The 25,584-nt window shown below is 67.1% G+C and carries 34 protein-coding genes, 1 tRNA gene and 1 other RNA gene; 17 read left to right on the top strand and 19 right to left on the bottom strand.

The window, feature by feature from the left end; translation table 11 throughout:
- Positions 1–121: 121 nt before the first annotated feature.
- The 4 genes from D1409_RS01805 to D1409_RS01790 all read right to left on the bottom strand — a co-directional run bounded on the left by D1409_RS01805 (position 122) and on the right by D1409_RS01790 (position 2,527).
- Positions 122–442, bottom strand: a complete 321-nt coding sequence (locus tag D1409_RS01805) for a DUF7521 family protein (RefSeq protein WP_123533451.1) — start codon at positions 440–442, stop codon at positions 122–124.
- Positions 443–539: 97 nt separating this feature from the next.
- A complete protein-coding gene (locus tag D1409_RS01800; protein WP_123533449.1) occupies positions 540–884 on the bottom strand; it encodes a DUF7521 family protein in 345 nt (114 codons plus the stop codon).
- Positions 881–1,258 (bottom strand): winged helix-turn-helix domain-containing protein, encoded by a 378-nt coding sequence (locus D1409_RS01795; RefSeq protein WP_123533447.1) that lies wholly within the window; start codon positions 1,256–1,258, stop codon positions 881–883. The genes D1409_RS01800 and D1409_RS01795 overlap by 4 nt, the downstream gene beginning before the upstream one ends.
- A gap of 147 nt (positions 1,259–1,405) precedes the next feature.
- A complete protein-coding gene (locus D1409_RS01790) occupies positions 1,406–2,527 on the bottom strand; it encodes a TIGR04053 family radical SAM/SPASM domain-containing protein (RefSeq protein ID WP_123533445.1) in 1,122 nt (373 codons plus the stop codon).
- A 198-nt stretch (positions 2,528–2,725) separates the two neighbouring features.
- Here D1409_RS01790 and D1409_RS01785 point away from each other — a divergent pair, with 198 nt between their 5' ends.
- From D1409_RS01785 to D1409_RS01760, 6 genes are all read left to right on the top strand, one after another.
- Positions 2,726–3,034: an Htur_1727 family rSAM-partnered candidate RiPP gene (locus D1409_RS01785; RefSeq protein ID WP_123533443.1), complete on the top strand. Its 309-nt coding sequence runs from the start codon at positions 2,726–2,728 to the stop codon at positions 3,032–3,034.
- Complete coding sequence (locus D1409_RS01780) at positions 3,031–4,245, top strand: TIGR04347 family pseudo-SAM/SPASM protein (RefSeq protein ID WP_123533441.1); 1,215 nt, start codon at positions 3,031–3,033, stop codon at positions 4,243–4,245. The genes D1409_RS01785 and D1409_RS01780 overlap by 4 nt, the downstream gene beginning before the upstream one ends.
- Positions 4,246–4,384: 139 nt before the next feature.
- Entirely contained in the window at positions 4,385–5,059 is a 675-nt protein-coding gene (locus D1409_RS01775; RefSeq protein ID WP_123533439.1) for a polysaccharide deacetylase family protein, read from the top strand.
- A gap of 43 nt (positions 5,060–5,102) precedes the next feature.
- A complete protein-coding gene (locus D1409_RS01770; RefSeq protein WP_123533437.1) occupies positions 5,103–5,789 on the top strand; it encodes a CehA/McbA family metallohydrolase in 687 nt (228 codons plus the stop codon).
- Between the two features lie 53 nt (positions 5,790–5,842).
- Entirely contained in the window at positions 5,843–6,916 is a 1,074-nt protein-coding gene (locus D1409_RS01765) for an asparagine synthase C-terminal domain-containing protein (protein ID WP_394339014.1), read from the top strand.
- Between the two features lie 112 nt (positions 6,917–7,028).
- On the top strand, positions 7,029–7,580 hold the full coding sequence (locus D1409_RS01760) for a type IV pilin (RefSeq protein ID WP_123533433.1): 552 nt from the start codon (positions 7,029–7,031) through the stop codon (positions 7,578–7,580).
- 30 nt (positions 7,581–7,610) lie between these two features.
- Here D1409_RS01760 and D1409_RS01755 read toward each other — a convergent pair whose 3' ends face one another.
- On the bottom strand, positions 7,611–8,081 hold the full coding sequence (locus D1409_RS01755) for an NUDIX hydrolase (RefSeq protein WP_123533431.1): 471 nt from the start codon (positions 8,079–8,081) through the stop codon (positions 7,611–7,613).
- A gap of 60 nt (positions 8,082–8,141) precedes the next feature.
- Entirely contained in the window at positions 8,142–9,116 is a 975-nt protein-coding gene (locus D1409_RS01750; RefSeq protein WP_123533429.1) for a transcription initiation factor IIB, read from the bottom strand.
- Positions 9,117–9,475: 359 nt separating this feature from the next.
- Here D1409_RS01750 and gatC point away from each other — a divergent pair, with 359 nt between their 5' ends.
- The 3 genes from gatC (at position 9,476) to D1409_RS01735 (ending at position 12,054) form a co-directional block, all read left to right on the top strand.
- On the top strand, positions 9,476–9,760 hold the full coding sequence (gene gatC / locus D1409_RS01745; protein ID WP_123533427.1) for an Asp-tRNA(Asn)/Glu-tRNA(Gln) amidotransferase subunit GatC: 285 nt from the start codon (positions 9,476–9,478) through the stop codon (positions 9,758–9,760).
- Between the two features lie 16 nt (positions 9,761–9,776).
- On the top strand, positions 9,777–11,069 hold the full coding sequence (gatA, locus tag D1409_RS01740; RefSeq protein WP_123533425.1) for an Asp-tRNA(Asn)/Glu-tRNA(Gln) amidotransferase subunit GatA: 1,293 nt from the start codon (positions 9,777–9,779) through the stop codon (positions 11,067–11,069).
- 79 nt (positions 11,070–11,148) lie between these two features.
- Positions 11,149–12,054, top strand: coding sequence for a DUF7351 domain-containing protein (locus tag D1409_RS01735; RefSeq protein ID WP_123533423.1), 906 nt, complete (start codon positions 11,149–11,151; stop codon positions 12,052–12,054).
- 13 nt (positions 12,055–12,067) lie between these two features.
- Here D1409_RS01735 and D1409_RS01730 read toward each other — a convergent pair whose 3' ends face one another.
- The gene (locus tag D1409_RS01730; protein WP_123533421.1) at positions 12,068–12,844 is read right to left on the bottom strand and encodes a helix-turn-helix transcriptional regulator; all 777 of its coding nucleotides are present in this window, start codon (positions 12,842–12,844) and stop codon (positions 12,068–12,070) included.
- 188 nt (positions 12,845–13,032) lie between these two features.
- Between D1409_RS01730 and D1409_RS01725 the strand changes: the two genes are divergently transcribed.
- The 3 genes from D1409_RS01725 to D1409_RS01720 all read left to right on the top strand — a co-directional run bounded on the left by D1409_RS01725 (position 13,033) and on the right by D1409_RS01720 (position 14,377).
- On the top strand, positions 13,033–13,854 hold the full coding sequence (locus tag D1409_RS01725; RefSeq protein ID WP_123533419.1) for a QcrA and Rieske domain-containing protein: 822 nt from the start codon (positions 13,033–13,035) through the stop codon (positions 13,852–13,854).
- A gap of 80 nt (positions 13,855–13,934) precedes the next feature.
- Positions 13,935–14,072, top strand: coding sequence for a hypothetical protein (locus tag D1409_RS24235; RefSeq protein WP_164471530.1), 138 nt, complete (start codon positions 13,935–13,937; stop codon positions 14,070–14,072).
- Positions 14,073–14,149: 77 nt separating this feature from the next.
- The gene (locus D1409_RS01720) at positions 14,150–14,377 is read left to right on the top strand and encodes a hypothetical protein (protein ID WP_123533416.1); all 228 of its coding nucleotides are present in this window, start codon (positions 14,150–14,152) and stop codon (positions 14,375–14,377) included.
- Here D1409_RS01720 and D1409_RS01715 read toward each other — a convergent pair whose 3' ends face one another.
- On the bottom strand, positions 14,378–15,481 hold the full coding sequence (locus tag D1409_RS01715; protein ID WP_123533414.1) for a glycosyltransferase: 1,104 nt from the start codon (positions 15,479–15,481) through the stop codon (positions 14,378–14,380).
- Between the two features lie 128 nt (positions 15,482–15,609).
- Between D1409_RS01715 and D1409_RS01710 the strand changes: the two genes are divergently transcribed.
- The 3 genes from D1409_RS01710 (at position 15,610) to D1409_RS01700 (ending at position 17,166) form a co-directional block, all read left to right on the top strand.
- Entirely contained in the window at positions 15,610–15,894 is a 285-nt protein-coding gene (locus tag D1409_RS01710; RefSeq protein ID WP_123533412.1) for a ribonuclease P protein component 4, read from the top strand.
- An 82-nt stretch (positions 15,895–15,976) separates the two neighbouring features.
- Positions 15,977–16,225 (top strand): YhbY family RNA-binding protein, encoded by a 249-nt coding sequence (locus D1409_RS01705; RefSeq protein ID WP_123533410.1) that lies wholly within the window; start codon positions 15,977–15,979, stop codon positions 16,223–16,225.
- Positions 16,222–17,166: a mechanosensitive ion channel family protein gene (locus tag D1409_RS01700; RefSeq protein WP_123533408.1), complete on the top strand. Its 945-nt coding sequence runs from the start codon at positions 16,222–16,224 to the stop codon at positions 17,164–17,166. Before D1409_RS01705 ends, D1409_RS01700 begins: the two co-directional genes overlap by 4 nt.
- Before the next feature lie 241 nt (positions 17,167–17,407).
- Here the strand turns inward: D1409_RS01700 and D1409_RS01695 are convergent, their stop codons facing one another.
- The 3 genes from D1409_RS01695 to D1409_RS01685 form a co-directional block, all read right to left on the bottom strand.
- Positions 17,408–18,265, bottom strand: a complete 858-nt coding sequence (locus tag D1409_RS01695; protein ID WP_123533406.1) for an alpha/beta fold hydrolase — start codon at positions 18,263–18,265, stop codon at positions 17,408–17,410.
- 312 nt (positions 18,266–18,577) lie between these two features.
- Positions 18,578–18,891: signal recognition particle sRNA (gene ffs, locus D1409_RS01690), an RNA gene on the bottom strand.
- A 77-nt stretch (positions 18,892–18,968) separates the two neighbouring features.
- Positions 18,969–19,388 (bottom strand): DUF7548 family protein, encoded by a 420-nt coding sequence (locus D1409_RS01685; RefSeq protein ID WP_123533404.1) that lies wholly within the window; start codon positions 19,386–19,388, stop codon positions 18,969–18,971.
- Positions 19,389–19,515: 127 nt separating this feature from the next.
- Between D1409_RS01685 and D1409_RS01680 the strand changes: the two genes are divergently transcribed.
- Positions 19,516–19,929, top strand: a complete 414-nt coding sequence (locus D1409_RS01680; RefSeq protein WP_123533402.1) for a DUF5798 family protein — start codon at positions 19,516–19,518, stop codon at positions 19,927–19,929.
- Between the two features lie 66 nt (positions 19,930–19,995).
- On the opposite strand, the gene D1409_RS01675 is transcribed toward D1409_RS01680, so the two are convergent.
- The 3 genes from D1409_RS01675 to D1409_RS01665 form a co-directional block, all read right to left on the bottom strand.
- Positions 19,996–20,406: a CoA-binding protein gene (locus tag D1409_RS01675; RefSeq protein ID WP_123533400.1), complete on the bottom strand. Its 411-nt coding sequence runs from the start codon at positions 20,404–20,406 to the stop codon at positions 19,996–19,998.
- Positions 20,407–20,475: 69 nt separating this feature from the next.
- Positions 20,476–21,111: an RAD55 family ATPase gene (locus tag D1409_RS01670; RefSeq protein ID WP_123533398.1), complete on the bottom strand. Its 636-nt coding sequence runs from the start codon at positions 21,109–21,111 to the stop codon at positions 20,476–20,478.
- Positions 21,112–21,224: 113 nt separating this feature from the next.
- Positions 21,225–22,064 (bottom strand): geranylgeranylglycerol-phosphate geranylgeranyltransferase, encoded by an 840-nt coding sequence (locus D1409_RS01665; protein ID WP_123533396.1) that lies wholly within the window; start codon positions 22,062–22,064, stop codon positions 21,225–21,227.
- A gap of 97 nt (positions 22,065–22,161) precedes the next feature.
- Here D1409_RS01665 and D1409_RS01660 point away from each other — a divergent pair.
- Positions 22,162–22,236, top strand: a tRNA-Arg gene (locus D1409_RS01660).
- Positions 22,237–22,635: 399 nt separating this feature from the next.
- Here D1409_RS01660 and D1409_RS01655 read toward each other — a convergent pair.
- The 5 genes from D1409_RS01655 to D1409_RS01630 form a co-directional block, all read right to left on the bottom strand.
- Positions 22,636–23,052: a PIN domain-containing protein gene (locus tag D1409_RS01655; RefSeq protein WP_123533394.1), complete on the bottom strand. Its 417-nt coding sequence runs from the start codon at positions 23,050–23,052 to the stop codon at positions 22,636–22,638.
- A 9-nt stretch (positions 23,053–23,061) separates the two neighbouring features.
- Positions 23,062–23,292: a hypothetical protein gene (locus D1409_RS01650; RefSeq protein WP_123533392.1), complete on the bottom strand. Its 231-nt coding sequence runs from the start codon at positions 23,290–23,292 to the stop codon at positions 23,062–23,064.
- 571 nt (positions 23,293–23,863) lie between these two features.
- Positions 23,864–24,055: a hypothetical protein gene (locus D1409_RS01645; RefSeq protein ID WP_123533390.1), complete on the bottom strand. Its 192-nt coding sequence runs from the start codon at positions 24,053–24,055 to the stop codon at positions 23,864–23,866.
- A 28-nt stretch (positions 24,056–24,083) separates the two neighbouring features.
- Positions 24,084–24,581, bottom strand: a complete 498-nt coding sequence (locus D1409_RS01640) for a hypothetical protein (protein WP_123533388.1) — start codon at positions 24,579–24,581, stop codon at positions 24,084–24,086.
- Between the two features lie 144 nt (positions 24,582–24,725).
- Positions 24,726–25,331: an OsmC family protein gene (locus D1409_RS01630; RefSeq protein WP_123533386.1), complete on the bottom strand. Its 606-nt coding sequence runs from the start codon at positions 25,329–25,331 to the stop codon at positions 24,726–24,728.
- Positions 25,332–25,584 lie beyond the last annotated feature (253 nt).

Raw genomic sequence — 25,584 nt, 5'->3', positions numbered from 1 at the left:
TACGGTCGAACCGGTCAGCTCTCCCCTGCCGATTCGATATAGCGAAATAAGATACATCGCCCGATCGACGCCGCTCACTGCTCGGCACTCGACTGCCGTCAGAAACGGTTACACGAGGATTTCAGGCGTTTTGACGGCTCGGGCTCCGCGACTCGTGGCCGGACTCCTGGCCGGAGTACAGCGAGTAGGTCAAGACGGCGAAGCCACAGGCGGTGAAGACGCTCTGAACGCTGACGGCGACGACGAGGTCGACCGCGACCACTCTGTGGAGGACTCCACCGAGGATCGCGCCGATGGTCACGAGGCCGATCCCGACCGCGAGCGCACGCAGTGCGGGGTCGGCCGTGCGGCGGTACGCGCGCCAGGACAACCCCGTCAGTATCGCGCCGAACGACAGGGTGGCTGCCTTGGTCAGTGCGAGGACGAACGTCGTGGTGAACACGGGTAGTACTCCGTGCACACGGGTACCAGACGGGTACCGAAATACCCCGAGACGTGTTCCCACGCTGTGAGAACGAGGCCGAACAACGGCGGACGACTCACTCCGAGTACAGCGAGTAGACGATGACGGCGAATCCGGCGGCCGTCAGCGTGCTCTCGAGGACGAGCGCGATGTCGGTGACCGCCATGTCGCTCCCGTCCCCGCCGGTGAACGGGAGCACGCCGGCGCCGACCAGCGAGAATCGCAGTAGCTGGTCGACGAACCCCGCCATCAACGTCCCTATCGTAACGATGCCGAATCCGACGGCCAGATACCACAGTGGCCTGGCCCCACTCCGGGAGTAGGCCTTGTACGAGAAGTACGTTATCAGCCCACCGAGCAGGAGCGTGATCGTTTTCAGTGCGACGAGTAGCGCGGTGGCGGGTGTGGTGTGTGGGCTCATGTTTCTTTGCGCACCTCCGACCAGAGCGATTCGAGGCGCTGGTCCGGCGTCCGGGGCCGACGGGAGATCTCAGTTTCGAACTCGCGGTCCTCGGTCAAAGCGATGACGACCTCCTCGAAGTCGACCTCGTAGATGCTGGCGTGCTGGCCGTCGGGACGGATCTCCGTCCCCTCGAACAGCAGTTGCGCCTCCTCGAGACGGTCGATCTTCCGGTAGGTCGTCGACAGCGGGATGTCGCTGGCCTCGGAGATCTCGCTCGCGGTCATCGGTTCGTCGAGCGACGTGACGATGGCCCGACAGTCCGGGTCGTCCAGCGCGTCCAGGACGTCCTGTAGATCCGGCGCCTCGTCGTCCGCGAACGGGTCACGGACCATTCTATCGACTATTTACCCGACGACCGTTATAATCGCACCGACACGCATCGGCCACGTCCGCCCGGGATTCGCCGAGCACGGAGCCGCTGAACCGTTCGATCAGATCACACGTTTCGAACATGTCCGTTCCGAACAGGTGACTCGCAGTCACGGGCGGCCGTCCGATCGAGGCGCCTGGGCGGCCTCGTCCCACGGTAGCGGCCCGTCGTACCCCGGCGGGACGTACCCACAGAGCGGGTCACTCGCAAGCGGATCCCCGGTGTACGCGTAGGCCCGGGAGCGACTCCCGCCACAGACCTGCTTGAAGGGGCACGCACCGCATTTCCCCTGTAACTCGTCGCGGTCGCGGAGCGCGGTGAACAGGTCCGACTCGCGGTACAGTTCGGTGAGGTCGTCTTCCGGGACCGTCCCCACCGATTTGGGCAGGAACCCCGACGGGAACACCTCGCCCGTGTGACTCACGAACGCGAACCCGTCGCCCGCGAGGACGCTCGCCCGCTGGTTCTCGTCCGCTGTCGGTGCGTCGGTCCCCCCGTCCGCCGCCTCGGCGGCGGCTTGCCTGCGAACCCGCCGGTAGTGGGGCGCTTCCGTGGTCTTCAGACCGAACGGGGCCTCGTCGGCGACGTCCGAGAGCCACTCCATGACGCGCTCGGCCCGTTCGGGCGAGACCGGGTCGAGCACCCGGCCGCGGCCGACGGGGACGAGGAAGAAGACGCTCCAGAGCACCGCGCCGAGGTCCGCGACGACATCGCGGATAGCCGGCAGTTCGTCCACCGTGCTCGCCGAGACTGTCGTGTTGATCTGCAGGGGGATCCCGGCGTCCTGGGCCTGTTTCGCGGCTCGCATCGTCGCCTCGAAGCTGCCCGATTCGCCGCGGAACTCGTCGTGACTGGTCGGATCGCCGCCGTCGAGGCTCAACGCCATCCGCTTGAGACCGGCGTCGGCCAGCGATCGTATCGAGTCCGCGTCGAGTTCCTGCGTCCCGCTTGGGGTGAGCGAGATGACGAGCCCCTGGTCCGTCCCGTAGTCGACGAGATCCACCAGATCCGGGCGTTTCATCGGGTCGCCGCCGGAGAGGACGACGAGCTGGCGCTCGTCGAACTCGGCGACCTGGTCGAGGAGCTGTTTGCCCTCCGCCGTCGAGAGTTCGTCGGGGTGACGCGCCGGCTCCGCGTCAGCGCGGCAGTGGTCACAGTTGAGTTCGCAGGCCTGGGTCACCTCCCAGATGAGAACCATCGGTCGCTCGGCGGTGTCGACCGGCGGCCGCATCAGCGCCACCTCCGCGACCCGCGGTCGGTCCCGCCGTGCCCGTGTCCGGCGCTCGGCCCGTCGCACTCGGTCCGCGTTCCCGTCCGAGTCTCGGTCATCGTGCCGAGATTCGAACTCGGTAACCTAAGGGGTCGGTCGCGTTCCCAGCGAGTGAAAATACGAGTCGAGGGTATACGGTGGCGGTCCGTCTCGCCCGATATGTCCGACCCCGAACACGGCTCGTCAGCCCTCGACGCGCCGGTCGACGCCCCGCGCGGTGACGTGACCCGGGAGTGGGAACTGTTCGTCCGCGAGACGTCCGGCGACCCGCTCCGCCACGCGGGGAGCGTGAGCGCCCCCACGGCCGAGATCGCACGCGAGCAGGCCGCACAGCTGTTCGACTGGACCGTCGAGACCCTGTGGGTCTGTCCCGCCGACGAGACCCGACGGTTCGCCGCCGACGGCGTCGGCCTCGGCGACCGGGCCGACGCGACCGGCCCCGACGAACCCGGGGGTGAGGAGGCGTGATCTCGGTCAGCAAACTGCTCTGTGACCTCGACGCCGAGGGCGACGGGCTCAGGTACGACGCGGCCGACGAGTCCTCGAAAGAGCAGATCCGCGAGCGCAAGCAGCGCCGTCCCGTCGTCGTCTGGAACTGCACCAAACAGTGCAACCTCTACTGTGAGCACTGCTACGCCGCGGCCGAGACCGAACCGGCGCCCGGCGAGATGACCACCGCGGAGGGGAAACAGTTCCTCGACGAACTCGCCGACTTCGGCGCGCCCGTCGTCCTCTTCTCCGGGGGCGAACCCCTGGCTCGCGACGACCTGACGGCGCTCGTCGACCACGCCAGCGACGCCGGGCTCCGACCCGTGCTCTCGACGAACGGGACGCTCCTCACCGAGGACCGCGCCGCCGCGCTCCGGGACGCGGGACTGCAGTACGCCGGCGTCTCCGTCGACGGGATGCCCGACCGGAACGACGCGTTCCGCGGGCAGGAGGGCGCCTTCGAACGTGCCCTGGAGGGCATCGAAGCCTCGCAGGCCGCCGGGCTGAAGACCGGTCTCCGGTACACGATCACTCGACACAACGCCGACGACCTGGAGGACGTGGTCGAACTGCTGGCCGACCGCGGCGTCGACCGCTTCTGTTTCTACCACCTCGACTACGGCGGCCGCGGGGCCGACATCCAGGACGTGGACCTCACGCCCGAAGAACGGCGAGACGCGGTCCGGCGGGTGTGTGAGATGACCCGCGAGTACCACGACGACGGCCACGAGATCGAGACGCTACTCGTCGGGAACTACGCCGACGCGGCGTATCTCGTCGAGTACGCCCGTCGAGAACTCGGCACCGAGCAGGCCGAGCGCGTCTACCAGTACCTCCGACGCAACGGCGGCGATCCCACCGGCGAGCGCATCGCTGACGTGGACTACCAGGGCAACGTCCACCTCACGCAGTTCTGGCAGGGCTACTCGCTGGGGAACGTCCGCGACCGGCCGTTCGGCGACATCTGGACCGACGAGTCCAACCCGCTCCTGCGGGCGCTCCGCGAGCGCGAGGACCACCTGACCGGCAAGTGCGCCGACTGCCAGTACCAGGCGATCTGTCGCGGCGGCTCGCGGCTGCGGGCGCTCGCCGACGGCGACGACCCGTTCGGACCAGACCCGCAGTGCTATCTCACGCCCGAAGAGCGCGGCGTCGGCGACGCTGCGCGGTCTCCCGGTGCCGCCGACTGACCGCCCCGCCACCGCGCATATATCGCTATCCGCGATACGAAACCGACTGCCGGCCGACCACGGAGCGGTCGACGAAGTCGTCCAGCACGGTTGCGAACGGCCGCAACGCTTTCGGCGATGCCCGAGAGACTCGGAGTGAATGGCGCTCGCGTATCTCACCGTCGACGACGCACCGTCCGAGACGCTCCCGGAGAAACTCGCCACGCTCGACCGGCGCGACGTGCCCGCGCTCTTCTTCTGTGAAGGGAAGCGACTCGCGGAGTACGCGGACCACGCCCGACAGGCCGTCGAGGCCGGTCACCTCCTCGGAAATCACGCCTACTCACACCGGCACGCCTCCGAGATGCCCGTCGAGGACTTCGCGGACGAGGTAGAACGGACGGAGACGGCCATCGACGAGGTGTACGAGGCCGCCGCCGTCGAGCGGCCGGCCAGGGTGTTCCGGTTCCCCTACGGCGACGACGGCGGCGACCGCGCCGACGAGTTTCAGTCCGTGCTCGCTGACCACGGGTTCAGTCCGCCCGACGGGGACCTGATCGACTACGACTGGTGGGCCGACCGCGCGGGCGGTCGCGACTGGTTCTGGACCGTCGACGTCGAGGACTACAACGTCGACACGAAGGACGAGCTCGCCGAGAACGTCGCCGAGGCCGGAGAGCGCCTCGACGCCGACTCGTCCGACGTCCTCCTCTTCCACGACGGTGGCAACTCGCCGGCGCAGTTCGAACACTATCTCGAACTGCTGGCCGAGCGCGGCGGGACGTTCGGCGACCCGCTGGATCTGGTCGCCGAGCGCGACGCAGCGGGGGACTGAGCGGACCGAGTCGCTTTTGCCGACACCCACGCAATCGTCGGCCGTGCTATCGGTCGAACTCCACGCCCACTCGGCGGCCTCCTACGACGGTCGCGACTCCGTGGACATGCTGCTGGAGCGAGCGGCGGCGGTCGGGCTCGACGCGCTGGCGGTCACCGACCACGACGAGATCTCGGGCGGCCGCGAGGTCGCCGAGCGCGCGGCGGCGTACGACCTCGTCGGCATCCCCGGGATCGAGGTGTCGAGCGCCGCCGGCCACGTCCTCGGGATCAACGTCACCGAGGCGGTCGATCCGGGACTCTCCTTCGCCGAGACCGTCCAGCGGATCCGCGAGCAGGGCGGGATCGCCGTCGTGCCGCACCCCTTCCAGGAGATGCGCAGTGGCGTCCTCGCGAACGTCTCCCGCGAGGAACTGCGGGACGCCGACGCTATCGAGGTGTACAACTCGCGGCTGGTGACCGGCTACTCCAACCGACAGGCGCGGCGGTTCGCCGAGCGCCACGAGTTGCCGATCACCGCCGGAAGCGACGCGCACGTCAGCGACATGGTCGGGCGCGCGGTGACGCTCGTCGACGCGGACGAGCGGACGGCGGACGGGATCTGTGCGGCGGTCGCCGACGGGCGAACGACCCTCCAGACGCGGCGGACGCCCTGGCTGGTGAGCTTCCGGCAGGCCGTGGGCAACACGCGCCGGCGCGTCCGCCTCGCGCTGGACGGGCTGTTTCGATGAGCGACACCGGCGGCGCGGCGACACGGAGACCCAGGGACGTGAGCGAGGACCTGATCGACGGCGCGTCCGTCGAGACGGCCCGCCGCGCCGTCGAAACGGACGACCCGCTCCCCGGAACCAGCGGGTTCGCAGGGGCGGTCGACGGACGCGTCGTCCGGGACGTGCTCGGCCGCCTTCCGGTGTTCACGGAATCGGCAGATCCGACTGCGTGGAGCTTCGACCCCGCGACGCTCGACGAGCCAGACGCTGTCCTCGCCGGGCACGCGCGCTCAGCGACGGGCGACGACCGGCTCTGGTCGCTCCCGGATCCGGACCCCGCGACCGACGATCGCGCGGCCGTGGAGAAGGTCCGAACTGCGGTCCGTTCGGCGATCGACGAAACGGCGACGGACGGGCTGGCAGTGGCCTTCTCCGGGGGCGTGGACTCGGCGGCGCTGGCCGCACGGCTGGACGCGCCGCTGTACGTGGTGGGGTTCCCGGGGAGTCACGACGTCGAGGCGGCCCGGACCGCGGCCGCGAAGCTCGGGCGAGAGCTTCGGGTCGTCGAACTCGCACACGAGGACCTCGAGCGGGCCGTCCCCGAGGTCGTCGCGGCGACCGGCCGGGCGAACGCGATGGACGTGAACATCGCGCTCCCGCTGTATCTGGTCGCCGAGCGCGCGGCGGCGGATGGCTTCGACCGGCTCGCAGTCGGGCAGGGCGCCGACGAACTGTTCGGTGGCTACGCGAAGGTGGCCCGGGCTCCCGAAGACGAGCGCGTCGCCGCCGACACCGTGCGCGGCGCGCGCCGCGAAGTCGTCGAGACGCTCCCCGACCAGCTCGAACGGGACGTACTGGCGCTCCGGGGGGCGGGCGTCGAGCCCGTCGCGCCGCTCCTCGACGACGACGTCGTGGCCGCGGCGCTCGACCTGCCCGGGCGGCTGCTCGTGACCGACCGGGGCGAGCGCAAGTGGGCGCTCCGCCTCGCGGTCCGCGAGTGGGTGCCCGACCCCGTCGCCTTCCGCGAGAAGAAAGCGGTCCAGTATGGGAGTCTCGTGTCGCGCGAACTCGACCGGCTCGCCCGACAGGCGGGGTACAAGCGCCGCATGGACGACCACATCGGGCAGTACGTCGACTCGCTGGTCTGAGCGGTCCGAGTGGGGTCCGTTCGGTGAGCCGGCCCGGCGGTTCCTGTAAGTCCAGTTTCACGGGGAGCTAAGGCGGTCGGTGTGGTACGCTCGGCGTGAACGTACCGGTTCGATGAAGCGAGGAACACTCCGGGCCGCCGACCGGGGCATCTCGAAGGAGGGGATGGCCGCGGTCGGGTTCGGCCTCACGGTGGTGATGATGGCCGTCGTCGGCGGCCTGTTGATGCAGACGAGCGACTCGCTCTCGGACGGCGGGCCGATCGTCTCGACGAGCGCGGAGCCGGTTTCGGCGACCGGCGAGGACAGTCAGTGGGTGCGGGTGAAACACTCCAGCGGAGACAGCGTCGCCGTCGCGGACATCGACGTGGTCGTCAGGCTCCCCGACCACGACAAACGGGCCCGTCTGCACGGGCTCCCGACCGCCCGGTTGACGCAGGACGACTACTCCGGGAACCACGTCTTCACGCGGGGTCGAAAGGGGATCGACGGCGTCGTCGTCGACGAGGACGGCAGCGACGGGATGTTCGAGGCCAGCGACGAGATCGCCTTCCGGATCGAACAGCGCCGCGTCGACCTCGAACCCGGGCAGACGGTCGACGTAGAGATCCGTCACACGGAGTCCGAGACGAGGCTCGCGAGAGAGCGGATCGACGTCGTCGACTGAGCGACGCGCGAGAAATGCGGGGCGGACGCGTCACTGAGAGACGGTCTCGATAGCTCGGCGCCCGATCTCGGCCACGTCGGGATCGAGCAGCGACTCGTTCTCGTCGATTTCATCGAGCGTGAACCAGCGCCAGGCGTCGGCGGGCTGTTCGCCGTCGGCCGGGTCGATCGTTCGGGAGTCGGCCCGGGCGTAGTAGACGGCGTCGACGTGCTGGTGGCCGACGAACTCGTCGTGGACGTTCACGTCGGCGAGCTGGAAGTGCTGTGGCTTGGGTAGCGGTTCGACGGTCGGGGAGCCGATGTTGTCCGTGTCGGCGACGAGTTCGGGGTCGAGACCGGTCTCTTCCCGGACTTCGCGGAGGCCGGCCTCGTGAGGGAGTTCGTCGCGGTCGACGTGGCCGCCGGGCGGAAGCCACTTGCCGAGGCCGTCGTGTTCGTGGAGTGCGACGGCGCCGTCGTGGACGACGTACACCGTGGCAGTGACGTGTCGGGTCGTCTCCATACCGGCCGGAAGCGCACCTGCGGCTTCGGCGTTACGGATCGACTCGCTGAAAAACGGGCGTCAGGGCGCCGTGAAGTCCTCTTCCGCTTCGAGGAGCTCGTGGTAGCGGTTTCGGATAGTGACCTCGGAGATGTTGGCGACTTCGCTGACCTCGCTCTGGGTGACCTTCTCGTTGGCGAGCAGGGAGGCGGCGTAGACGGCCGCGGCCGCGAGGCCGACGGGCGACTTGCCCGAGTGGACGCCCTGCTCTTTGGCCGTGTTCAGGAGCTGGCGCGCGCGCCGCTCGACTTCCTCCGGGAGGTCCAGATCCGAGACGAACCGCGGGACGTAGCTCTCGGGGTCCGCGGGCTGGATCTCGAGGCTCAACTCGCGGACGACGTATCGGTACGTGCGGGCGATCTCGTCCTTGCCGACGCGGGACACGGCGGCTATCTCGTCGAGACTCCGCGGGGTGCCGGCCTGCCGGGCGGCGGCGTACAGCGCGGAGGTGGCGACGCCCTCGATGGAGCGGCCGGGCAACAGGTCTTCGTCGAGCGCGCGTCGATAGATGACGCTCGCGGTCTCGCGGACGTTCTCGGGCAGGCCGAGCGCCGAGGCCATGCGGTCGATCTCGCCGAGTGCCTGCTTGAGGTTGCGCTCCTTGGAGTCGCGGGTACGGAACCGCTCGTTCCAGGTGCGCAACCGCTGCATCTTCTCACGCTGGCGGGAGGACAGGGAGTTGCCGTAGGCGTCTTTGTCCTGCCAGCCGATGTTCGTGGAGAGGCCCTTGTCGTGCATCATGTTCGTCGTCGGCGCGCCGACGCGGGACTTCTCGTCTTTCTCTGCGGCGTCGAACGCGCGCCACTCGGGACCCGGGTCGATCTCGTCTTCCTCGACGACGAGGCCGCACTCGGAACACACCGTCTCGCCGTGCTCCGCGTCGGACGCGAGGTTCCCCCCACATTCCGGACAGACGAGCGTCTCCTCGTTCTCCTCCTCTCGCTCGCGGTCCTCTTCACGCTCGCTCGTGTATTGTCTGATTGAGGTGTCGGTCATTGGTTGCAAACTACGCGGGGGTATCCCCGCCAAAACCGCCTCACCGAATTATCTGTTGCGGTGCAAACGACTTAAATCTTTTCCAAAAATGGCTCAACTTCAAACGTCTGTGCTGGACCATAGTTAATGTATCGGTTCGGGCCGATGAGCGTGACGAATTCCGGCCGCTGAAACGGTCGGTATCGGCGTTCTTGAGCGCCGAGGCGTGCGGTTTCCCGCGTCGAGTGGTTCGTTCGGAGACAGGTCGGTGTGCGTCGTGGTAGCTGAGGCGGTGGGAACCGGCGATCCCGGGGCCGTGTGGCGGCGTGTGCGGGGCAGGCATCGAAACCCTTACCGCCGGGCCACGCCTCGGCTCGCGCATGAGCGACACGGATCGCGTGGTCGACCCCGAGGAGGTGCGCCACGTCGCGGATCTGGCGCGCATCGACCTCGACGACGAGGAGGTCGACCGCTTCACCGAGCAGTTCGCCGACATCCTGGAGTACTTCGAGACGCTGGACGAAGTGCCCGAGGTCGACGAGGACGAGGAGCTGGCCAACGTGATGCGCCCCGACGAGGTGCGCGACTGCCTCTCGCAGGCGGAGGCGCTCGACAACGCCCCCGAGACCGAGGACGGCTACTTCAAGGGCCCGAACGTCTCGTGACGACGACTCTCTACACATGAGCACGGAGTACAACGGCTACATCACGACGGAGCGAATCGAGGGCGCAACCGACGGTCCGCTCGTGGACGCGACCGTCGCGGTCAAGGACAACATCTCGACGGAGGGCGTGCGCACGACCTGCGGGTCGGCCATGCTCGAGGACTACGTCCCGCCGTACGACGCGACGGTCGTCGAACGCCTGAAAGCGGCCGGCGCGACCATCCCCGGCAAGACCAACATGGACGAGTTCGGGATGGGGACGACCACCGAGACGTCGGCGTTCGGCCCCACCGAGAACCCCGTGGCCGAGGGGCACGTCCCCGGCGGCTCGTCCGGCGGGTCGGCCGCCGTCGTCGCGGCGGGCGACGCGGACATGGCGCTGGGCACCGACACCGGCGGGTCGGTTCGCGCGCCCGCCGCGTTCTGCGGCGTCGTCGGCATCAAGCCCACGTACGGGCTGGTGTCGCGGTACGGGGTCGTCGCCTACGCCAACTCGCTGGAGCAGGTCGGACCGATCGCCCCCACCGTCGAGGAGGCCGCCCAGTTGCTGGAAGTGATCGCCGGCCCGGACCCGAGCGACGCGACGGTCCGTGACGCCACGGAGGAACGCGGCGCGGACGCCTACGACTACACTGGGGCGGCCGACGGCGACGTAGACGGACTGGACATCGGCATCCCGATGGAACTGCTGGACGGTGCCGACGAGCAGGTCACCGAGGTGTTCTGGGACGCCATCGACGACCTCGAAGCCCAGGGCGCCAGCTACCACGAGGTAGATCTGGAGTGCCTGCGCTACGCGGTCGAGGCCTACTACGTGACGGCGATGAGCGAGGCCTCGTCGAACCTCGCCCGCTTCGACGGCGTCCGCTACGGCCAGTCGGGCGGCTACGACGGCAACTGGAACGAGACGTTCGCCCGGGCCCGCGAGGAGGGCTTCGGCGAGGAGGTCAAGTCCCGGATCCTGCTGGGCACGTACGCCCTCTCGGCGGGCTACCACGACAAGTACTACAAGAAAGCCCAGGACGCTCGCGCCTGGATCAAGCGGGACATCAACGACGCGCTGGACGACGCGGACGTGCTGGCCTCGCCGACGATGCCCGTTCCGCCGATGGAGATGGGCGAGAGCCTGGAGGACCCGCTGAAGATGTACCTCGCCGACGCGAACACGACGCCGGTGAACCTCGCGAACCTGCCCGCCATCTCCGTCCCCGCGGGCGAGACGGGCGACGGCCTCCCCGTCGGGCTGCAGCTCGTGGGACCGGCGTTCGGCGAGAAAGAGATCATTCGCGCCGGGAGCGCGCTGGCCTGAGTTTCCGGCGGGCAGCGTGCGACCCCGCCCTCGTCCGGGGACGCCAATTTTCAAGGTTCGTGTCGCAGATACGGATCCCATGAGCGATGGATCGGACGGGCGGGCGAACCCGGACGAGGTGTTCGGCGCCGTCGCGAACGAGACGCGCTTCTCGATCCTCCGTGCCGTCTGGGACCTGACGAAGACCGCGGAGGGCGACGCCGCCGCGTCGTTCGCGGACGTCAGGGACGCGGCGGGCGTGCGGGACTCCGGCCAGTTCAACTACCACCTGCAGGAGCTGCGACCGCGGTTCGTCCGGAAGACCGGGCAGGGATACGAACCGACTCACGCCGGGTCGCGACTCGTCGGTGCGGTCGTCTCGGGCGTCTACACCGACGACGAGACGGCTGTCGAACCGCGTCCGGTCGGAGACTGTCCGATCTGCGACGGGACCATCGAGGCCGGGTACGCGGACGGGCAGATGGACGTGGCGTGCGTCGACTGCGACGTGACGATCACGGACATGGCGGCGCCACCGATCCTCGCCGCCCGCCGCGACGCGGACCGGCTCCCAGAGGTGTACAACAAACACCTCCTCAGCGAGATCGAGCGAATCAACCGCGGGTTCTGTCCGTACTGCCACGGGCGGATCGACGCGTCCGTCGAGAAGACGGAGGCGCCGGACGTCGACGGGTTCGACGGGTTCCTCAACGTCGTCTACGCGTGCCGCGAGTGCGGCGGCACCGTCGAATCGGCGGTGGGAGCGGCGGTAATCGACCATCCCGCAGTCGTTTCCCTGTTCCACGAGGCCGGAATCGACGTTCGAGAGACGCCGATCTGGGAGCTGGTCGCGCTGATAGATGCACCCGGTGAGATCGTCTCCGAGGACCCGCTCCGCGTGGAGACGACGGTCGAAGTCGATGGCGAAGCGCTCGATCTGACGCTCGACGGGGCCCTCGACGTGATCGAGTACGAGCGGCGCCCCGCGAACGAGGGGAGCGGGTAGCGAACCGGCCGGTTCAGACCGTCGCGAGGTAGTCCTCGGCGGGAACGGCCCGGTCCCAGTAGTGGGCGTGGATGTCGCGGCCGAGCGCGACGGCGCCCTCGCCGGACCCGACGAGCACCGCGTCGAGGTCGGAGACGCCGTCCCGTGTCGGCAGGGAGAGCGCGACGAGGTCGGCGGTGACGGTGAAGGAGAAGGGCAGGTCGGCGACGCGTTCGTCGATGCGGGAGGGCGGGTCGCCGTCGGCGTAGCGCTCGATGGCCTCGTCGACGAGGCGGTCGTCGACGATGACCTGCGCGTCGAGGACGCCCCGGTCGGCGAGTTCGTCGACCATCCGGGCGAAGCGGGGGTAGTACACCTGCGCGCCGACGCGGAGCCAGTCCGCCTCGCGGAACAGTTCGACCGCCCAGCGTTCGAGATACTGCGGGTTCCGGGCGGGGTTCCGGTAGAGTTCCCAGTCGCCGGCGCCCGCGAGGCGCTGTCTGAACCGACGGGGGAGGACGGACACGTCGTGGGCCTCCCAGAACTCGTCGTCGAGGAGGTCCTCGACCGTCCGCTGGCGGTCCAGTTCGTCGACGACGAGACGCCCGCGGGCGGTCAACTCCCACGTCTCCCGTTCGCGGACGAGTCCGCGGCCGGCGAGTTCGTCGAGGGTCTTGTAGACGCCGGACTGGCTCACCGACAGGTGGTCGTGGAGGGCGGCGGTCGACCGGGGGTCGCGTTCGACCGCACGCAACACAGCGGAGCGCAGGTCCGACCGCGCCACGTAGGTGACCAGGGAATCACCTTTCATACCCGATAACTTTGGGGGCCCGTCCCTTAATCCGCCCGGTCCGATGACACGACCGCCGCCGCTGACGCCGGTTTCTCGACGTTCACGCGTCCTGTGACGTTCCACGGGTCGTGGAACGATACACCCTCCGTCCGCGACTACACATAAAATATATTATAATTTAACAGTGTGGTGGGCGGAGCGCCCGTATGGACGAGGACAGGTATCCCGCGCCGTCGAGTCGCCGTCGTTTCGTCAAGGGAATCGTCGGGAGCGCCGCGCTGGGGTCGCTCGGCACCGCCGGTGCCGGACTCACGGAGGTTCCGACGAACCGGAGCGGCGTCGGTGGCGGGAGTATCGAGGCGAAGGTCATCGAGAACACGGACGGCCCGGCCGACCGCGGGATGTCACAGATCCCGGTCACGATCGAGGACGGCTATCTCAAGGGGGTCTGGCCCGGTTCGACCGAGGGTGCGACGACCGAAGACGACGCCGTCCAGACGACGCTCGGCGGGGTGACCTACTCCAGCAAGTGGTTCCAGTACTGCGGCAACCAGACCCACCCGAAGCTCGAACCCGACAGCGAGGCGGACAACTTTCTCCGGGTGGACGACGGCGGCGCCTACGAGTGGCAGTCGGCGCTCGAATCGGGGGCGAAACTGGCAGTCGAAGAGTTCGACGACTACGAGGAGTGGGGCAACGGCGTGGGCGACGACGGGCTGGGCAAGCCCGCGGCGGCGACGTGGCGTTCGACGGAGACCGACTCGTCGCTGCCTGTCCAGGTGATCCGGAGCCCGGAGATCGAGGCGGCGGCCGAAGACGACGAGTGGTTGGCTGCCAGCACCGAGAAGGGATTCCTCGCCTGGCTCAACAGCTGTACCCACCTCTGTTGTGTCCCCGCAGGGTTCAAACAGTCGGCCACAGTCGACGGGGCCGAGAACGCCGTCTACTGCCAGTGTCACCAGTCGGTGTACGACCCCTTCTCGGTCGTCACCTCCGTGTTCACCGCCTACCCGCGCCCCCAGAACTGATCCCGGGACCGCCGCTCGAAACGTTAACTCGTTCGCGACTCACAGGAGGTTTATCATCATCTATCGTGTATGTACGGGTGATGCCCGAGATCACAGTCTCGGAGGAACTGTACAGCCAGATCCAGACGGAGTGTGCGGACGGCGACGTGGACAAGACCCTCTGGAAGATGGTCGGCAGCTACCGACGCGCGAACAATCCCGAAGCGGACAGGACCTGACGGCTTGCGCCAGTTTTCCGCCCGAGCGACGCCGCCGCACAGCGGTAGTTAACCGGGTCGGATTCGTCGCTCCACTCATGAGCGGTGGGACGCCGGCTGACGACGAAGGGAACGAACTCGACAGTGGCGACGACAGCGACGGGCCCGACGCCTCGAAGATGGGCGTGGGCATCGCTATCGGGGTCGCGCTCGGTGCCTCGTTCGGCGTCGCCTTCGACGACGTGGCGCTCGGGATGGGGATGGGAATCGCGGTGGGCGTCGCTCTCGGCGTGGCGATGGATCAGTCGGACAGCGACGGGGACTGACTACAGGATCTGCTCGTAGACCTCGGCGAGCCGGTCGACGGAGCGTTCGACGCTGATCGACTCGCGGCGGGCGAGACACGCCTCGCCGAGTCGGTCGCGCTCGTCGAAGGTCCGCTCGATGACGTCGCGGAAGGCGCTCACGTCGTCCGGGGGCGCCTTGTAGCCGGTCTCGCCCTGAACGATCGTGTCCGCGAGCGCGGCGCTCGCGATCCCGGCCACGGGCGTCCCGCAGGCGTTGGCCTCCAGCGCCGCGATCCCCTGGGTCTCCACCGGGCTGGGGAAGGCGAAGACGTCGAGCAGCGAGTAGAAGGAGGGGAGTTCCTCCCGGTCGAGCCAGCCGAGGAAGTACGCGTCCACGTCGGCGTCGTCGGCGGCCCGCTCCAGGTCACCGCGGGCGGGACCGTCGCCGCCGAACAGGAGCGTCACGTCGAGTCCCTCGGTCGCGTCGACGATCGCTTCGAGGTTCTTCTCGTAGCCGTGGCGGCCGGTGTAGCCGACGATCGGTCCGTCGGGCAGGTCGTGACGGGCGCGGAACCGCTCGGTCTCGACCGGCCGGAAGAAGTCGACGTCGACGCCGTTCGAGACGACCTCGACGGGCGTCTTCGTCGCGACGGTGTCCCGGATGTGTTCGGCGGTTCGGTCGCTCGGCGCGACGACCACGTCCGTCCGGTCGAGGAAGCGCCGTTCGTACTCCTCGGCGCTCCGTTCGACGGCTCGCTCGATCGGTCGGGTGAACGCGAGGTAGTTGGCGTACTCGCTCGTCGGCGTGTGGTAGGAGGCGACCATCGGCAGGTCGTGTTTCCGGGCGAGGCGCATCCCGGCGAGGCCGAGACTGAAGGGGGAGTGCGCGTGGACGATCTCGGCGTTGTCCACCGCTTCGGGGACGCCGGGGACCCCGACGCGAAAGCCCTCGTAGAAGGGGAACGGGAGGCTGCTGACGGGGTACTCCCCCTCGCCGGCCTCGTGGTCGCCGTCGGGATAGACGACGTCCATGCGGCCGCCGCGACGGTGCCAGCGGTCCCGCCACGTCTGGACGGTGTAGGTGACGCCGTTGTGCGTCGGCAGGTAAGTGTCCGTGAACGCAGCCACCCTGGGCAGGTCCATCGGGCCATCGTATGCTAACCGGGGCTTAATGCGTTACCATATCGACTGCTGGCACCGAACCGGGGGCGCGGGCTCGAGCGCCGAACGCAAAGTATACCTGCCGTTCGGCGGGACGTACCCACGACCGGATGGATACCGAGACGATCGCTCGCGAGCGCATCGACCGACTGTGTGACCTCGCCAGGGAGGCCACTGTCGCGGGCGAGGACGCACGCGCACGGAACTACGTCCGTCGAGCGCGACGCATCGCCGAGCGCAACCGCCTCCGCCTCCCGCGCGAGTTCACCCGTTTCACCTGCGATAGCTGTGACGCGTACCTCCGTCCCGGCCTGAACGCCCGCGTTCGCACGCGAGACGGCCACGTGGTCGTGACCTGCGACTGCGGCGAGCAGGCGCGGTACCCCTACGACTGAGCGGCAGTTCGCGAATCGCTCGCCGAATTCCGGGCGTCAGCACCCGTAACCTTTGAACGGCTTCGCCCCAAGGGATCGTATCATGAGCGACAGCACACGGGCACAACGTCTCCACGAACTCGACGTGACGGTCTGGGTCGGCAAGAACGGTATCGACCCCGTCGAAGACGAACTCAACGACCAGCTGGCGGAGAGCGACTTCGTGAAGGCGAAGTTCCTCCGGGCCGCACGCGGCGGCACGACCACGGAAGAGCTCGCCGCGGAACTGGCAGACCGGGTGAACGCCGAGGTCGTCCGGTCGCGCGGCCACACCGCGGTGTTCGAGCGATGACAGGGGCCGGCTCGGCCGTCCCGCTCCAGCAAGACCCGGTCGCGGGCGACCCGCCCGGCCCGGTCGCGGACTTCCTGATCGAGGGGGCCGGGCTGGACCCGTCGCTGGCCAACGCCCTCGGCTCCGCGATCACGTTCGTCGTCGCCTTCGTCGCGATCTATCTCCTCGGGCGGATCATCGTGATGCCCGTCGTCAACCGCGTGCTGAGCGCGCGCGACCTGGACAGTCACGCCCGCAAGCCCCTGCAGAAACTCGTCGGCATCCTCATCGTCTTCGTCGCCATCGGCGCCGCGTTCGCCTTCGCCGGCTACGGCAACATCCTCACCGCGCTGGCGACCATCGGCGCGGCCGCCACGCTCGCCATCGGCTTCGCGATGCAGGACGTCCTGAAGAACTTCGTCGCCGGCATCTTCATCTTCACCGACAAGCCGTTCCGTATCGGCGACTGGATCGAGTGGGGCGACCACGCGGGCGTCGTCGAGGACATCAGCCTCCGCGTCTCCCGCGTCCGCACGTTCGACAACGAACTGTTGACGGTCCCGAACTCGAACCTCACCGAGGACGTCATCAAGAACCCGGTCGCGAAGGAGCAACTCCGCATGAAGTTCGTCTTCGGCATCGGCTACGAGGACGACATCGACGAGGCCACCGAGATCATCCTCGAGGAGGCCGCGGCGCACGAGGGCATCCTCGGCGACCCCGAGCCCTCCGTCAGGCTCACCGAACTCGCCGACTCCTACGTCGGCCTCCAGTCGCGCATCTGGATCGACAATCCGAGTCGGTCCGACTTCGTCCGCATCCAGGGGGAGTACGTCACCGCCGTCAAGAACCGCTTCGACGACGCCGGCATCAACATCCCGTACCCCCAGCGGGACATCTCCGGCGGCATCGAACTCGGCAACGTCGAGGGCATCGCCGAACCGACCGCCGGGGACGACTAACAGAACCCACTTTCGTACCCACTTTTTACTGCGGGGGGTTTCCTCGCTCGCTCCGCTCACGGCGCTTCGCGCCGTTCGCATCGAGGTGCTCCCTCCGGTTGCACCTCGCTTCGCTCGCCGAACGATAGTGGTAGACCTGCCCTTCCCCGGGTCGGCCGACGAGACGGCCTCCCGGCCACTGCGACCGCATCGACAGCACCGTCACTACGCTGATAGCAACGCCTCCGTCCCACAGGGCGCCCTACTCCTCGCTCTCGCCGCTCACTTCGACACCCGCTGCAGGATACGCTTCGGCCAGCAACTCCCGGACGGCGTCCGTGAAGAACTCGGGGTTGTCGAGGTTCGAGGCGTGGCCGCCGCCGGGGACCGCTCGGAGGGTCGCCCCGTCGATTTCGGCGCCGAGTTTCGCCGCCTGTTTCCGCATGAACGGCGCCTCGTGCTCGCCGTAGAGGACGAGCGTCGGCGCCGTGATGGCCGAGAAATCGATCTCCGTCCGGTGGAACGCGGCGACGGCGCGGATCACCTTCGCGAACTCGTCGGTCGCCATCTTCGGGCCCGTCTCGCGGATGCGCTCTATCTGCTCGTAGTCGCCGCTGACGCCCTCGCCGGAGATTCGCTCCTGTATCCAGACCATGACCCGCTCGACGCGCTCGTAGCCGAACAGTCGGACCGGGGGCACGGTCGCCCGGAGCATCACCGACCGCTGGAGCCACTCGCTCCGCGAGAGGAGTTCCGGCCCGAACGTGTCGGCGAGCACCAGCCCGGCCACTCGGTCGGGGTGGCGCGCGGCGAACACCTGTGCGATACAGCCGCCGGTGGAGAGGCCGCAGATGACCGCCCGCTCGACGTCGAGCGCGTCGAGCAACGCGCCGAGGTCGTCGGCGAACAGGTCGACGGAGTAGCGCCCGCGGGGTGAACCGCCGGTTCGGCCGTGGCCGCGCACGTCGTAGGCGATGGTCTCGTAGTCGTCGCTGAGCACGTCGACCTGTGGGTCCCACTGCGAGTGGTCGACGATGGCGCCGTGCACGAACACGACCGGCGGCCCCTCGCCGCGGCGCTCGTAGTACGTCTCGACGTCGTTGGTACGGACGGTGGGCATGGGAGATAGTACGCCCTCGGCGGGGATAACGTCGTCACTGGGTGCGGTGCTGTGCGGAGGGGTTCGGGGCTGTGCGGGACTATGCGGTGCGATTCTGGGTCGTTCAGTGCACGGTCGTACAATTGATTGTCCGCGCCGAACAGAGTGAGGCGCGGTTCACCGACGCGAGGCCGAAGGCCGAGCGTCGGCCCTTTTTCACCCATGTTTTTCGAGAAGCCTTCCCGCAGCGAGCGCGAGGCCGAGCGGGGAACGAAGTGACCCGCGAGCCGGAGGCTCGCGAGGAAAGGCGACGATGAAAAAGATGGTATGAATGAACGGACTCCCGGGGTTGCCCGGTCGTTCGGACGTGGGGAATCCCGCTTGCCTCCTCCACCCCGCGATCCTGCGAGCGACGGGTGTCCGAGGGTCCGCTGCTCGCTTCCGCGCCTGACGGAGTGCCCTCGATCAACCACGGCCGCGCGTCCCTGCAGACGCGAAGCCGTGGACCGCCGTCCCCGCAGGACGAGGCTTCCACGTTGGCTCGCGGGGCCCACGCCCGTCGGTCCGGACGCCCCCGGTGTTCGGCCCCCGCTGAAGGCCATACCGCGGGTAACGAGCAGGGCCTAGCTGCCCGGCCTAGTCCATCTCGAGATACTGCCGTCCCCCATAAGGGCCTTTCGGGTCCGTCCAGTCACGCGATTTCTGGACTCCTCACGGCGCCGGTTCAGATCAGCCCGAGCGTCCGCGACCACCAGAGACTGGCGACCGGAATCGTCAGCGCGACGACGCTGCTCGCCCAGCGGTGGTAGGTGATGATCGCCGGCGCGTCCATATCGAAGACGACCTGCTGGGGGACCGTCACGGCCCACAGCGCGATGGCGATGAAAACGAACCCGCCGAGAGCGATCCCGACCCCTGCTGCGAGCGGCGGGTCGGTCCGCTCGTCGCGGCCGGCCGCGAGCACGATGGCCGTCACGAGCGCGAACACGGCACCGACCAGCGGATTCAACACGCCCTCGCCGTAGTAGACTCCGACGGCCGACCCGACGGCCGACCGCACCAGCAGGTACGGGGCGAGGAGCGACACGAGCACGAGCACACACCCGACGACACCGACCAGCGGTGCGAGCCGCGTCTGCTTCATAGCGAGGACTGCGGACGCTGCGGGTTTAATCGCGGTGGTCTGCGTCCGTACTCGGGACGGCCGCGCGCCGCTCGAACGCGGCCCACGAGTCGAAAAGCCGACAACAGGGGGGCCCGAACGCCCGACCATGCCATTCGGAGACACCGCCAAGAAAGTCCAGCGCGTGACGGAGCTGGCCGAGAAACTCTACGAGCGAGTCAACCAGATCGTCGAACAGGTCCAGGAGGTCCGCGAGCGAGTCGAGTCGACCAGCGACCAGATCGAGTCGATCGACCGCGAACTCGCCGAACAGCGCGTCATCGTCGAAGCGCTGGCCGAACAGCAGGGCGTCGACACGGACGCCGTCGTCGAGGAAGCGTTCCCCGACCCCGAATCCGAGACGGAGGCGGACGAAGTCGCCGAGGGGCAGGGAACAGACACCGAAGCGGGCGAAACCGGCGGTGAGGCGGCGGACTCACCGGACGACTCGGCTACGACTGACGACGCGGCCACGCAGGACGACGGATCGGACGGGACGGCGTCCGAGGAAGCGAGCGACTGAGTCGCTTCGGACAGATCGCGCGGTGTCGTTCTCCGCGGGCGTTCGGGGTCCGAACGCCCGGTCGTTTCACCCCACCAGTCGCTGGTGTTCGACCTTGAGACAGCGGTCCTGGACGAACTCCCTCCCGTCGGCCTCGACGCGCTGGCCGGCCTCGTCGTGCGTGATGCCGAGCTGGAGCCACACCGTCTCGACGTCGTCGCGGTCGAGCGCCTCGTCGACGATTCCCGGGACCTCGTCCGTCGGTCGGAACACGTCCACGAGGTCCACGGACTCCTCGACGTCGGCCAGCGAGTCGTACGGTTCGCGGCCGAATATCTCGTCGGCGTACGGGTTGACCGGGATCACGTCGTAGCCGTGCTCGCGCATGTACGCGGGGATGTCGTGGGCGGCTTTGCCTGGCGTGCTCGACAGGCCGACGACTGCGATAGTGTCGGCGTCGAGAATCTCGCGGAGTCGGTCGTCGGAGTCGACGGGCATACCCGGTAGTTCGGCCGAGACGAGGAAAAGACTGCCGACGGGCCGCACTCGATCGGCGTTGTCGACGGGTCAGCGGTCGAGCGGCGGCGGCGATGCGTCGGGGATGGTCGTCGCGACCGTCCCGTCCTCCTCGACGGTGACGGCCTGGTCGAATAGCTGGCGAAGCGTGTTCAGCGTCTCCTCCTCGTGGGCCGTCGACTCGATGACGTGGACGCCGAGCGCGTCGGCGTTCTCGATCCGGCTCGTGAACACGTGCATGAAGCGGAAGACGGTCTGCACGTCGGAGTACATCAACAGCGTCGAGAGCGAGTCGACCATGACGCGGACGTTCTCGATGCCGCGCTCCTGGCGGAACTCCTCGACGAACTCGGAGAACTTGATACCGATCCCGGTCATGTCCTCCGGCGACGAGGCGTACTTCACGATGTCCGTGTCGCGCGCGGACCGGCCCTGGTGTTTCGTGACGCAGTCGACGATCCCGATGTCGACCGACTCGGGGTCGGAGACGAGCGCTTCGTAGTCGTTGAGGACACGACTCGCGCTGTCGCGAGTGGTGACGACGATGACGCCTTCACCGCGCTCGGACCCCGCTGCGAGGATGTCGAGCGCCATGCGCCGCTTGCCGGACAGCGGCGGCCCGGACACCAGCAGGTTCGTGCCGGGGGGCAGCGTCGCGTTTCCGAACGTCGGTCCGAGTTCGTACATTCCTTCGAGGTCACCACCGTCGCACTCTCCCACCACGAGGCCGTGCGATATATTTCGATTAGTCGCGGCGGTCGTTAAAATCTTTATTATGGGCCCGCGGACGCCCGGCCTCGTCAGATCGAGAACACCAGCGTCGCTCGGCCGACCACGAACGAGAGGATCGCGAGGAACATCCCGTACTTGAGGTGGCCCTGTCCGGCGGTCGGGTCGTCGAATCCCTCGTAGCCGGCGTAGAGCATGACGGCGACCGCCGGCGCGACGACGACGAGATACGAGAGGCCGAGCATGTCGAGCAGGTACGGGAGTGGACTCGCGAGCGCTGCCACCACGAGGAGCGCCAGCGCCAGGACGAGTGCGCGGTGCTCCCCGACGACGACCGGGAGCGTGCTGAGCCCCTCCTCACGGTCGCCGTCGACGTCTTCCACGTCCTTGATGATCTCGCGGGCGAGCGTCGAGACGGCCGCCAGGAGCGCGAGCACGACCGTCGGTTCCGGGTTGCCGACCGTCGCCCCGCCGAAGAGGAACGTGCTCCCGCCGAGGCCGGCGACCAGTGCGTTCCCGGCCCCGGGCGTCCCCTTGAAGAACTTCGTGTAGGCGACGAGCAGGAGGAGGTTGACGACGGCGATTCCGAGCGCGAGCGGTGGGAGCAACAGCGCGCATCCGGCCGCCAGTGCGAAGAGGAGGGCGCTGAAGCCGAGCGCGCCGCGCGGCGAGACCGCGCCGCTGGGGATCGGCCGCTCGGGCGCGTTGATCCGGTCGATGTCGCGGTCGAAGTAGTCGTTGATGGCGTTGCCCGCCGCGGTAGCGAAGACGGTCGCGGCGACGGCCGCCGCGACGAGCGGGAGTTCGTCGGCGGATGCGCTCGCGACGAACGCACCGATGCCCGTCAGCGCGCCCGCCGCCACGGCGTTGCCCGGGCGCGTCAGTTCCAGCAACCCCCTGGCCTGGACCATGTGACTCCCGTTCGGCGAGGAGCGTATAAATGACGCGGGACGGCGCCGTCGCGAACCGAGGAGTTTAAACACCGATGCCCGTGTAGGAATGTACGTCGGGCGCTTAGCTCAGTTTGGACAGAGTGCTTGGCTTCGGACCAAGCTGTCGCGGGTTCAAATCCTGCAGCGCCCATGATTTTGTGAGGAACGGACGTGACGAGCTAAATCTGGGTCAAAGGATTTGAACCACGAGAGTCGCAGCGCCGAGTGAAACGAGGCGACCGTCTCTCGGAGGTTCACAATCCTGCAGCGCCCACTTCTCTGCGACGAACGGACGTGAGGAGCGAGAAGCGTCCGCGAAGGATTCGAACTAGACCGAGGTTCTGCGCCGCAGGCGCAGGTTCTCGAGCGTAGTTCACAATCCTGCAGCGGCCGTATTTTCGAGGGGCCGATTCACTCGACAGCGACGGGGTGGTCCTCCTATCGAACGGAGCGCCGTTGCTTTCGGTCGATGGTTGAGCGACAGTTGGTTTCCACCGAGGTTCACGTACATCCGAACCAGTGCAATAGAGAAAATCAATCGTTCATTGAGTCAGTGTGTGTCGAACGAGTCGATCACATCGCTCGTTGAGTACGTCTCGACCAAATCCTGTTCGTCGAAGTCAGAATCGTCACTCCAGATGGCTGTATCATTAGCGAGCGCACACGCCAAATAGAGTACGTCGTCAGGGTCGGTGTCGCCGATTGCTTCGTCTGCTGTTTCGATCGCTGGATAGAATTCGTCGGAAGGCACAACCTCGATATACTGGAACAGGAGGTCGATGAACTGTGCCACTCGGTCCGGCTCCATCCCGGACTTCTCCACGATCAGGTCTTCGTAGTTCTCGATCTCATCGTACACGAACGCGGGCGTCAGGAGGTCGGGTTCTAGTGTGACGATGAGCTCCCTCGTTTTCGAATCGGCGATAAGTGCAGAGATGACGACGTTGGCATCGATGGCCAGCTTCATTCGTCGTCTCTAGACCGATTCCTCGTCAACGCGCTTGCGTCCACTCTCGTTTATTTTGTCGGCGATCTCCTGCACGTCGCTCGCAGTGAGTTCGCTCTCGGTGGTGAGTTCGTCCATCACTTCGAGCGTCTCGATCTTCTCCTGGATGGCCTGTCGCGTGACCTCACTCCAGTTGATTTCGGGGCGCTTGTCCATGCGTTCTTTGAGGTCGTCGTCAACGTTGACCGTGATAGTCGGCATACAGGAACCTATGTGAACACAGAATACTGTGTCTTTCGGTGTGTATAGAATCCAGCGGTTTTGGCCGCCTCACGGCTCAGAAGACGATTCGTTCGATAACTGATCCGGGGCCTGCAGCGCCCACTTGTCCTGCGAACGAATGTGAGGTGCGAGAAGCATCCGCGAAGGATTCGAACTAGACCGAGGGTCTGCGCCGCACGCGCAGGTTCTCGGGCGTAGTTCACAATCCTGTAGCGTCCATTGATTTTGGCGGTTATAATGGCCTGACAGCGTCGGGATTATCCGCCGAACGGACCTGATCTCGCGTTTGTTCGGAACGGTAGGTGATTTAAACCAGGAATCGCGTACAGCCAAGTTGATCTCCATCGACAAACTCGATCGCCGATCGACGAATGGCCGTAGTTGTGCTTGTGAGGGCAGAAACTAGACGGTAGGTGTGGACTCACACTCACTCGTGTTCTTCCCGCCCTTCGTAATAGACGGTTCACAGGAGAATTGTGGCCACGGTTCTGCGTGGGGCGAGGTTCTGACGACACGGGTTCCCGCGAACGCCTCAGCGGTCCATTCTGATTCACGGCTCGTTGTCATCGACTCTTCCCCGCCTGCCGTTCTCCGACCGGGTGGTTTCGATCGCTCGGACGAACCAGTGGACGGTCGCACCGATGCCGACGACGGCGAGGAGATGGAAGATCGCCCGAAACAGGCACCCCCCGAGGATCAGTCCCTGGCCAGTATGCAGGACGACGCTCGGTGTTGAACTCATAAATGAAGGTCGGGCTCGCTAAATTCAGCTACGTAGTCTGAACTCCTCGGTACGACAGTACGACTCCGACCACGAAGACGATCGTCGCCAGGTAGATCGGTCCGAGATGCGCCACCCAATCGTGAGTGAACGCATCTCCCGTCCAGTGCATCGGTAACGCGAGCGCCAGGCCGACGACGGCGCTGACGATCGCCGTCGCCCACGCCCACGTGAGCCGCTGGCGCACGCCGTACCACGAGAGGCTCGTGACGGCGATGCCCGTCGAGATGATGAACGCAGCAGTGGCGACGTGGAGGTGACTGATGTAGTACGCCACCGTCGGTTCGAGATCGCCGCTCGTCATCCCGGCCAGCGTACCGACGCCGAGTTCGAAGCCGCTCCCCACGAAATTCAGCACGAGAAATACGACACCGTAGCCGACGAACGCGATCCCTGCGAGTGCCATCAACAGTGCTCCGTTCCGGAGCTGTGACCTGTACTGAACCTGTTCTCCCCGCTCGTCCACGACTGATTTATCTGTCGCCATAGTAATTACTTGGTTCCCCCGAGTGAGATGCTCTTGACACCGTACTTGTCACACGCGTTGGCCGCCCGATCCGAGACGAATTCGTACCGTGTGTTCTCTCGGACGTTCGTCATGTCGAGAGATTCGCTCATCGGTGATCACCTGTCAGTCGTCTCCGGCCACCTCGGCCGGGGTGGCGACGGTCATCTCCACGTCCTGAGCGAGTGAGACGAGCGTGTAGACGGGTGCCCGCCGTGCCCACTCGTCGATCTGGTCCTGATCGAGGTCCTCGCCGTCGATCTCGACTTCGGCGGTCAGGTTCTCGAACACTGAGTCGGCCTCTTTGAGTTCCGTGAGGCTGAAGAGAACTGCTGGATCGAAATCCGTCTGGACGCGCGTCTGGAGGTGGTCGACGTCCACGCCGTTGGCGGCGGCGTTGATGGTGATGCCGACGTTGATACAGGCGGCCAGTGCCGATAGCGCCCCTTCGACCGGCTCTAATCGGTCGGTCGCGCCGATCCATCCACCCGCATCCAACACTTCCTTCCAGCCGCCGTATGGAATCGTGTATTCGCGCGTGTCACGAGCGATCGTCTCGCCCCCGAGATCGTAGCTATCGATCTTCGCCAGGCTGTGGGCAGCCGTCCCTTCGTAGGTCGCTGACGCCCCGAGGCCAAGCTGGACGGCTTCGGGCTCCTCGGCTGCGTGTTCGGCGAACCCTTCGAGTGTTTCGAGGTCGATACCGTGTGCGGTTTGCTTATCGTCAGTCATCGAGGTCTCCTCCCTGCCAGCGACGATACGACGGCGAAGATACTGTAGTTACTTCGTGACCGTTCGCCAGGAACTGCTGTCTTCGCAGTCGTTGAAAACCAGTCACCACCTGTGATTCGAAGGTGGTTTGGACCGTCTGCGTTCCCGTGTCTCTCTGGAGGCGTCGACCGTACTACCTGCAAAAGTAACGCTGCCATTCCCGACACAGCGCTGTTATTTTGACAGGGCCGTGGATGCAGCGCGCGTAAACAGA

The sequence above is a fragment of the Halosimplex salinum genome, from assembly GCF_003730195.1.
In the GTDB taxonomy this organism is placed as follows: Archaea; Halobacteriota; Halobacteria; order Halobacteriales; family Haloarculaceae; genus Halosimplex; species Halosimplex salinum.
Note: the sequence above shows the minus strand (reverse complement) of the source record. Positions and strands in the feature narration are given on the sequence as shown.

What these genes read in the sequence shown, in the direction of transcription:
- D1409_RS01800 (WP_123533449.1), bottom strand. Translation starts at nt 884, where the DNA reads ATGAGCCCACACACCACACCCGCCACCGCGCTACTCGTCGCACTGAAA.
- D1409_RS01795 (WP_123533447.1), bottom strand. Translation starts at nt 1,258, where the DNA reads ATGGTCCGTGACCCGTTCGCGGACGACGAGGCGCCGGATCTACAGGAC.
- D1409_RS01790 (WP_123533445.1), bottom strand. Translation starts at nt 2,527, where the DNA reads ATGCGGCCGCCGGTCGACACCGCCGAGCGACCGATGGTTCTCATCTGG.
- D1409_RS01785 (WP_123533443.1), top strand. Translation starts at nt 2,726, where the DNA reads ATGTCCGACCCCGAACACGGCTCGTCAGCCCTCGACGCGCCGGTCGAC.
- D1409_RS01775 (WP_123533439.1), top strand. Translation starts at nt 4,385, where the DNA reads ATGGCGCTCGCGTATCTCACCGTCGACGACGCACCGTCCGAGACGCTC.
- D1409_RS01760 (WP_123533433.1), top strand. Translation starts at nt 7,029, where the DNA reads ATGAAGCGAGGAACACTCCGGGCCGCCGACCGGGGCATCTCGAAGGAG.
- D1409_RS01755 (WP_123533431.1), bottom strand. Translation starts at nt 8,081, where the DNA reads ATGGAGACGACCCGACACGTCACTGCCACGGTGTACGTCGTCCACGAC.
- D1409_RS01750 (WP_123533429.1), bottom strand. Translation starts at nt 9,116, where the DNA reads ATGACCGACACCTCAATCAGACAATACACGAGCGAGCGTGAAGAGGAC.
- gatC (WP_123533427.1), top strand. Translation starts at nt 9,476, where the DNA reads ATGAGCGACACGGATCGCGTGGTCGACCCCGAGGAGGTGCGCCACGTC.
- gatA (WP_123533425.1), top strand. Translation starts at nt 9,777, where the DNA reads ATGAGCACGGAGTACAACGGCTACATCACGACGGAGCGAATCGAGGGC.
- D1409_RS01735 (WP_123533423.1), top strand. Translation starts at nt 11,149, where the DNA reads ATGAGCGATGGATCGGACGGGCGGGCGAACCCGGACGAGGTGTTCGGC.
- D1409_RS01730 (WP_123533421.1), bottom strand. Translation starts at nt 12,844, where the DNA reads ATGAAAGGTGATTCCCTGGTCACCTACGTGGCGCGGTCGGACCTGCGC.
- D1409_RS01725 (WP_123533419.1), top strand. Translation starts at nt 13,033, where the DNA reads ATGGACGAGGACAGGTATCCCGCGCCGTCGAGTCGCCGTCGTTTCGTC.
- D1409_RS24235 (WP_164471530.1), top strand. Translation starts at nt 13,935, where the DNA reads ATGCCCGAGATCACAGTCTCGGAGGAACTGTACAGCCAGATCCAGACG.
- D1409_RS01720 (WP_123533416.1), top strand. Translation starts at nt 14,150, where the DNA reads ATGAGCGGTGGGACGCCGGCTGACGACGAAGGGAACGAACTCGACAGT.
- D1409_RS01715 (WP_123533414.1), bottom strand. Translation starts at nt 15,481, where the DNA reads ATGGACCTGCCCAGGGTGGCTGCGTTCACGGACACTTACCTGCCGACG.
- D1409_RS01710 (WP_123533412.1), top strand. Translation starts at nt 15,610, where the DNA reads ATGGATACCGAGACGATCGCTCGCGAGCGCATCGACCGACTGTGTGAC.
- D1409_RS01705 (WP_123533410.1), top strand. Translation starts at nt 15,977, where the DNA reads ATGAGCGACAGCACACGGGCACAACGTCTCCACGAACTCGACGTGACG.
- D1409_RS01700 (WP_123533408.1), top strand. Translation starts at nt 16,222, where the DNA reads ATGACAGGGGCCGGCTCGGCCGTCCCGCTCCAGCAAGACCCGGTCGCG.
- D1409_RS01695 (WP_123533406.1), bottom strand. Translation starts at nt 18,265, where the DNA reads ATGCCCACCGTCCGTACCAACGACGTCGAGACGTACTACGAGCGCCGC.
- D1409_RS01685 (WP_123533404.1), bottom strand. Translation starts at nt 19,388, where the DNA reads ATGAAGCAGACGCGGCTCGCACCGCTGGTCGGTGTCGTCGGGTGTGTG.
- D1409_RS01680 (WP_123533402.1), top strand. Translation starts at nt 19,516, where the DNA reads ATGCCATTCGGAGACACCGCCAAGAAAGTCCAGCGCGTGACGGAGCTG.
- D1409_RS01675 (WP_123533400.1), bottom strand. Translation starts at nt 20,406, where the DNA reads ATGCCCGTCGACTCCGACGACCGACTCCGCGAGATTCTCGACGCCGAC.
- D1409_RS01670 (WP_123533398.1), bottom strand. Translation starts at nt 21,111, where the DNA reads ATGTACGAACTCGGACCGACGTTCGGAAACGCGACGCTGCCCCCCGGC.
- D1409_RS01665 (WP_123533396.1), bottom strand. Translation starts at nt 22,064, where the DNA reads ATGGTCCAGGCCAGGGGGTTGCTGGAACTGACGCGCCCGGGCAACGCC.
- D1409_RS01655 (WP_123533394.1), bottom strand. Translation starts at nt 23,052, where the DNA reads ATGAAGCTGGCCATCGATGCCAACGTCGTCATCTCTGCACTTATCGCC.
- D1409_RS01650 (WP_123533392.1), bottom strand. Translation starts at nt 23,292, where the DNA reads ATGCCGACTATCACGGTCAACGTTGACGACGACCTCAAAGAACGCATG.
- D1409_RS01645 (WP_123533390.1), bottom strand. Translation starts at nt 24,055, where the DNA reads ATGAGTTCAACACCGAGCGTCGTCCTGCATACTGGCCAGGGACTGATC.
- D1409_RS01640 (WP_123533388.1), bottom strand. Translation starts at nt 24,581, where the DNA reads ATGGCGACAGATAAATCAGTCGTGGACGAGCGGGGAGAACAGGTTCAG.
- D1409_RS01630 (WP_123533386.1), bottom strand. Translation starts at nt 25,331, where the DNA reads ATGACTGACGATAAGCAAACCGCACACGGTATCGACCTCGAAACACTC.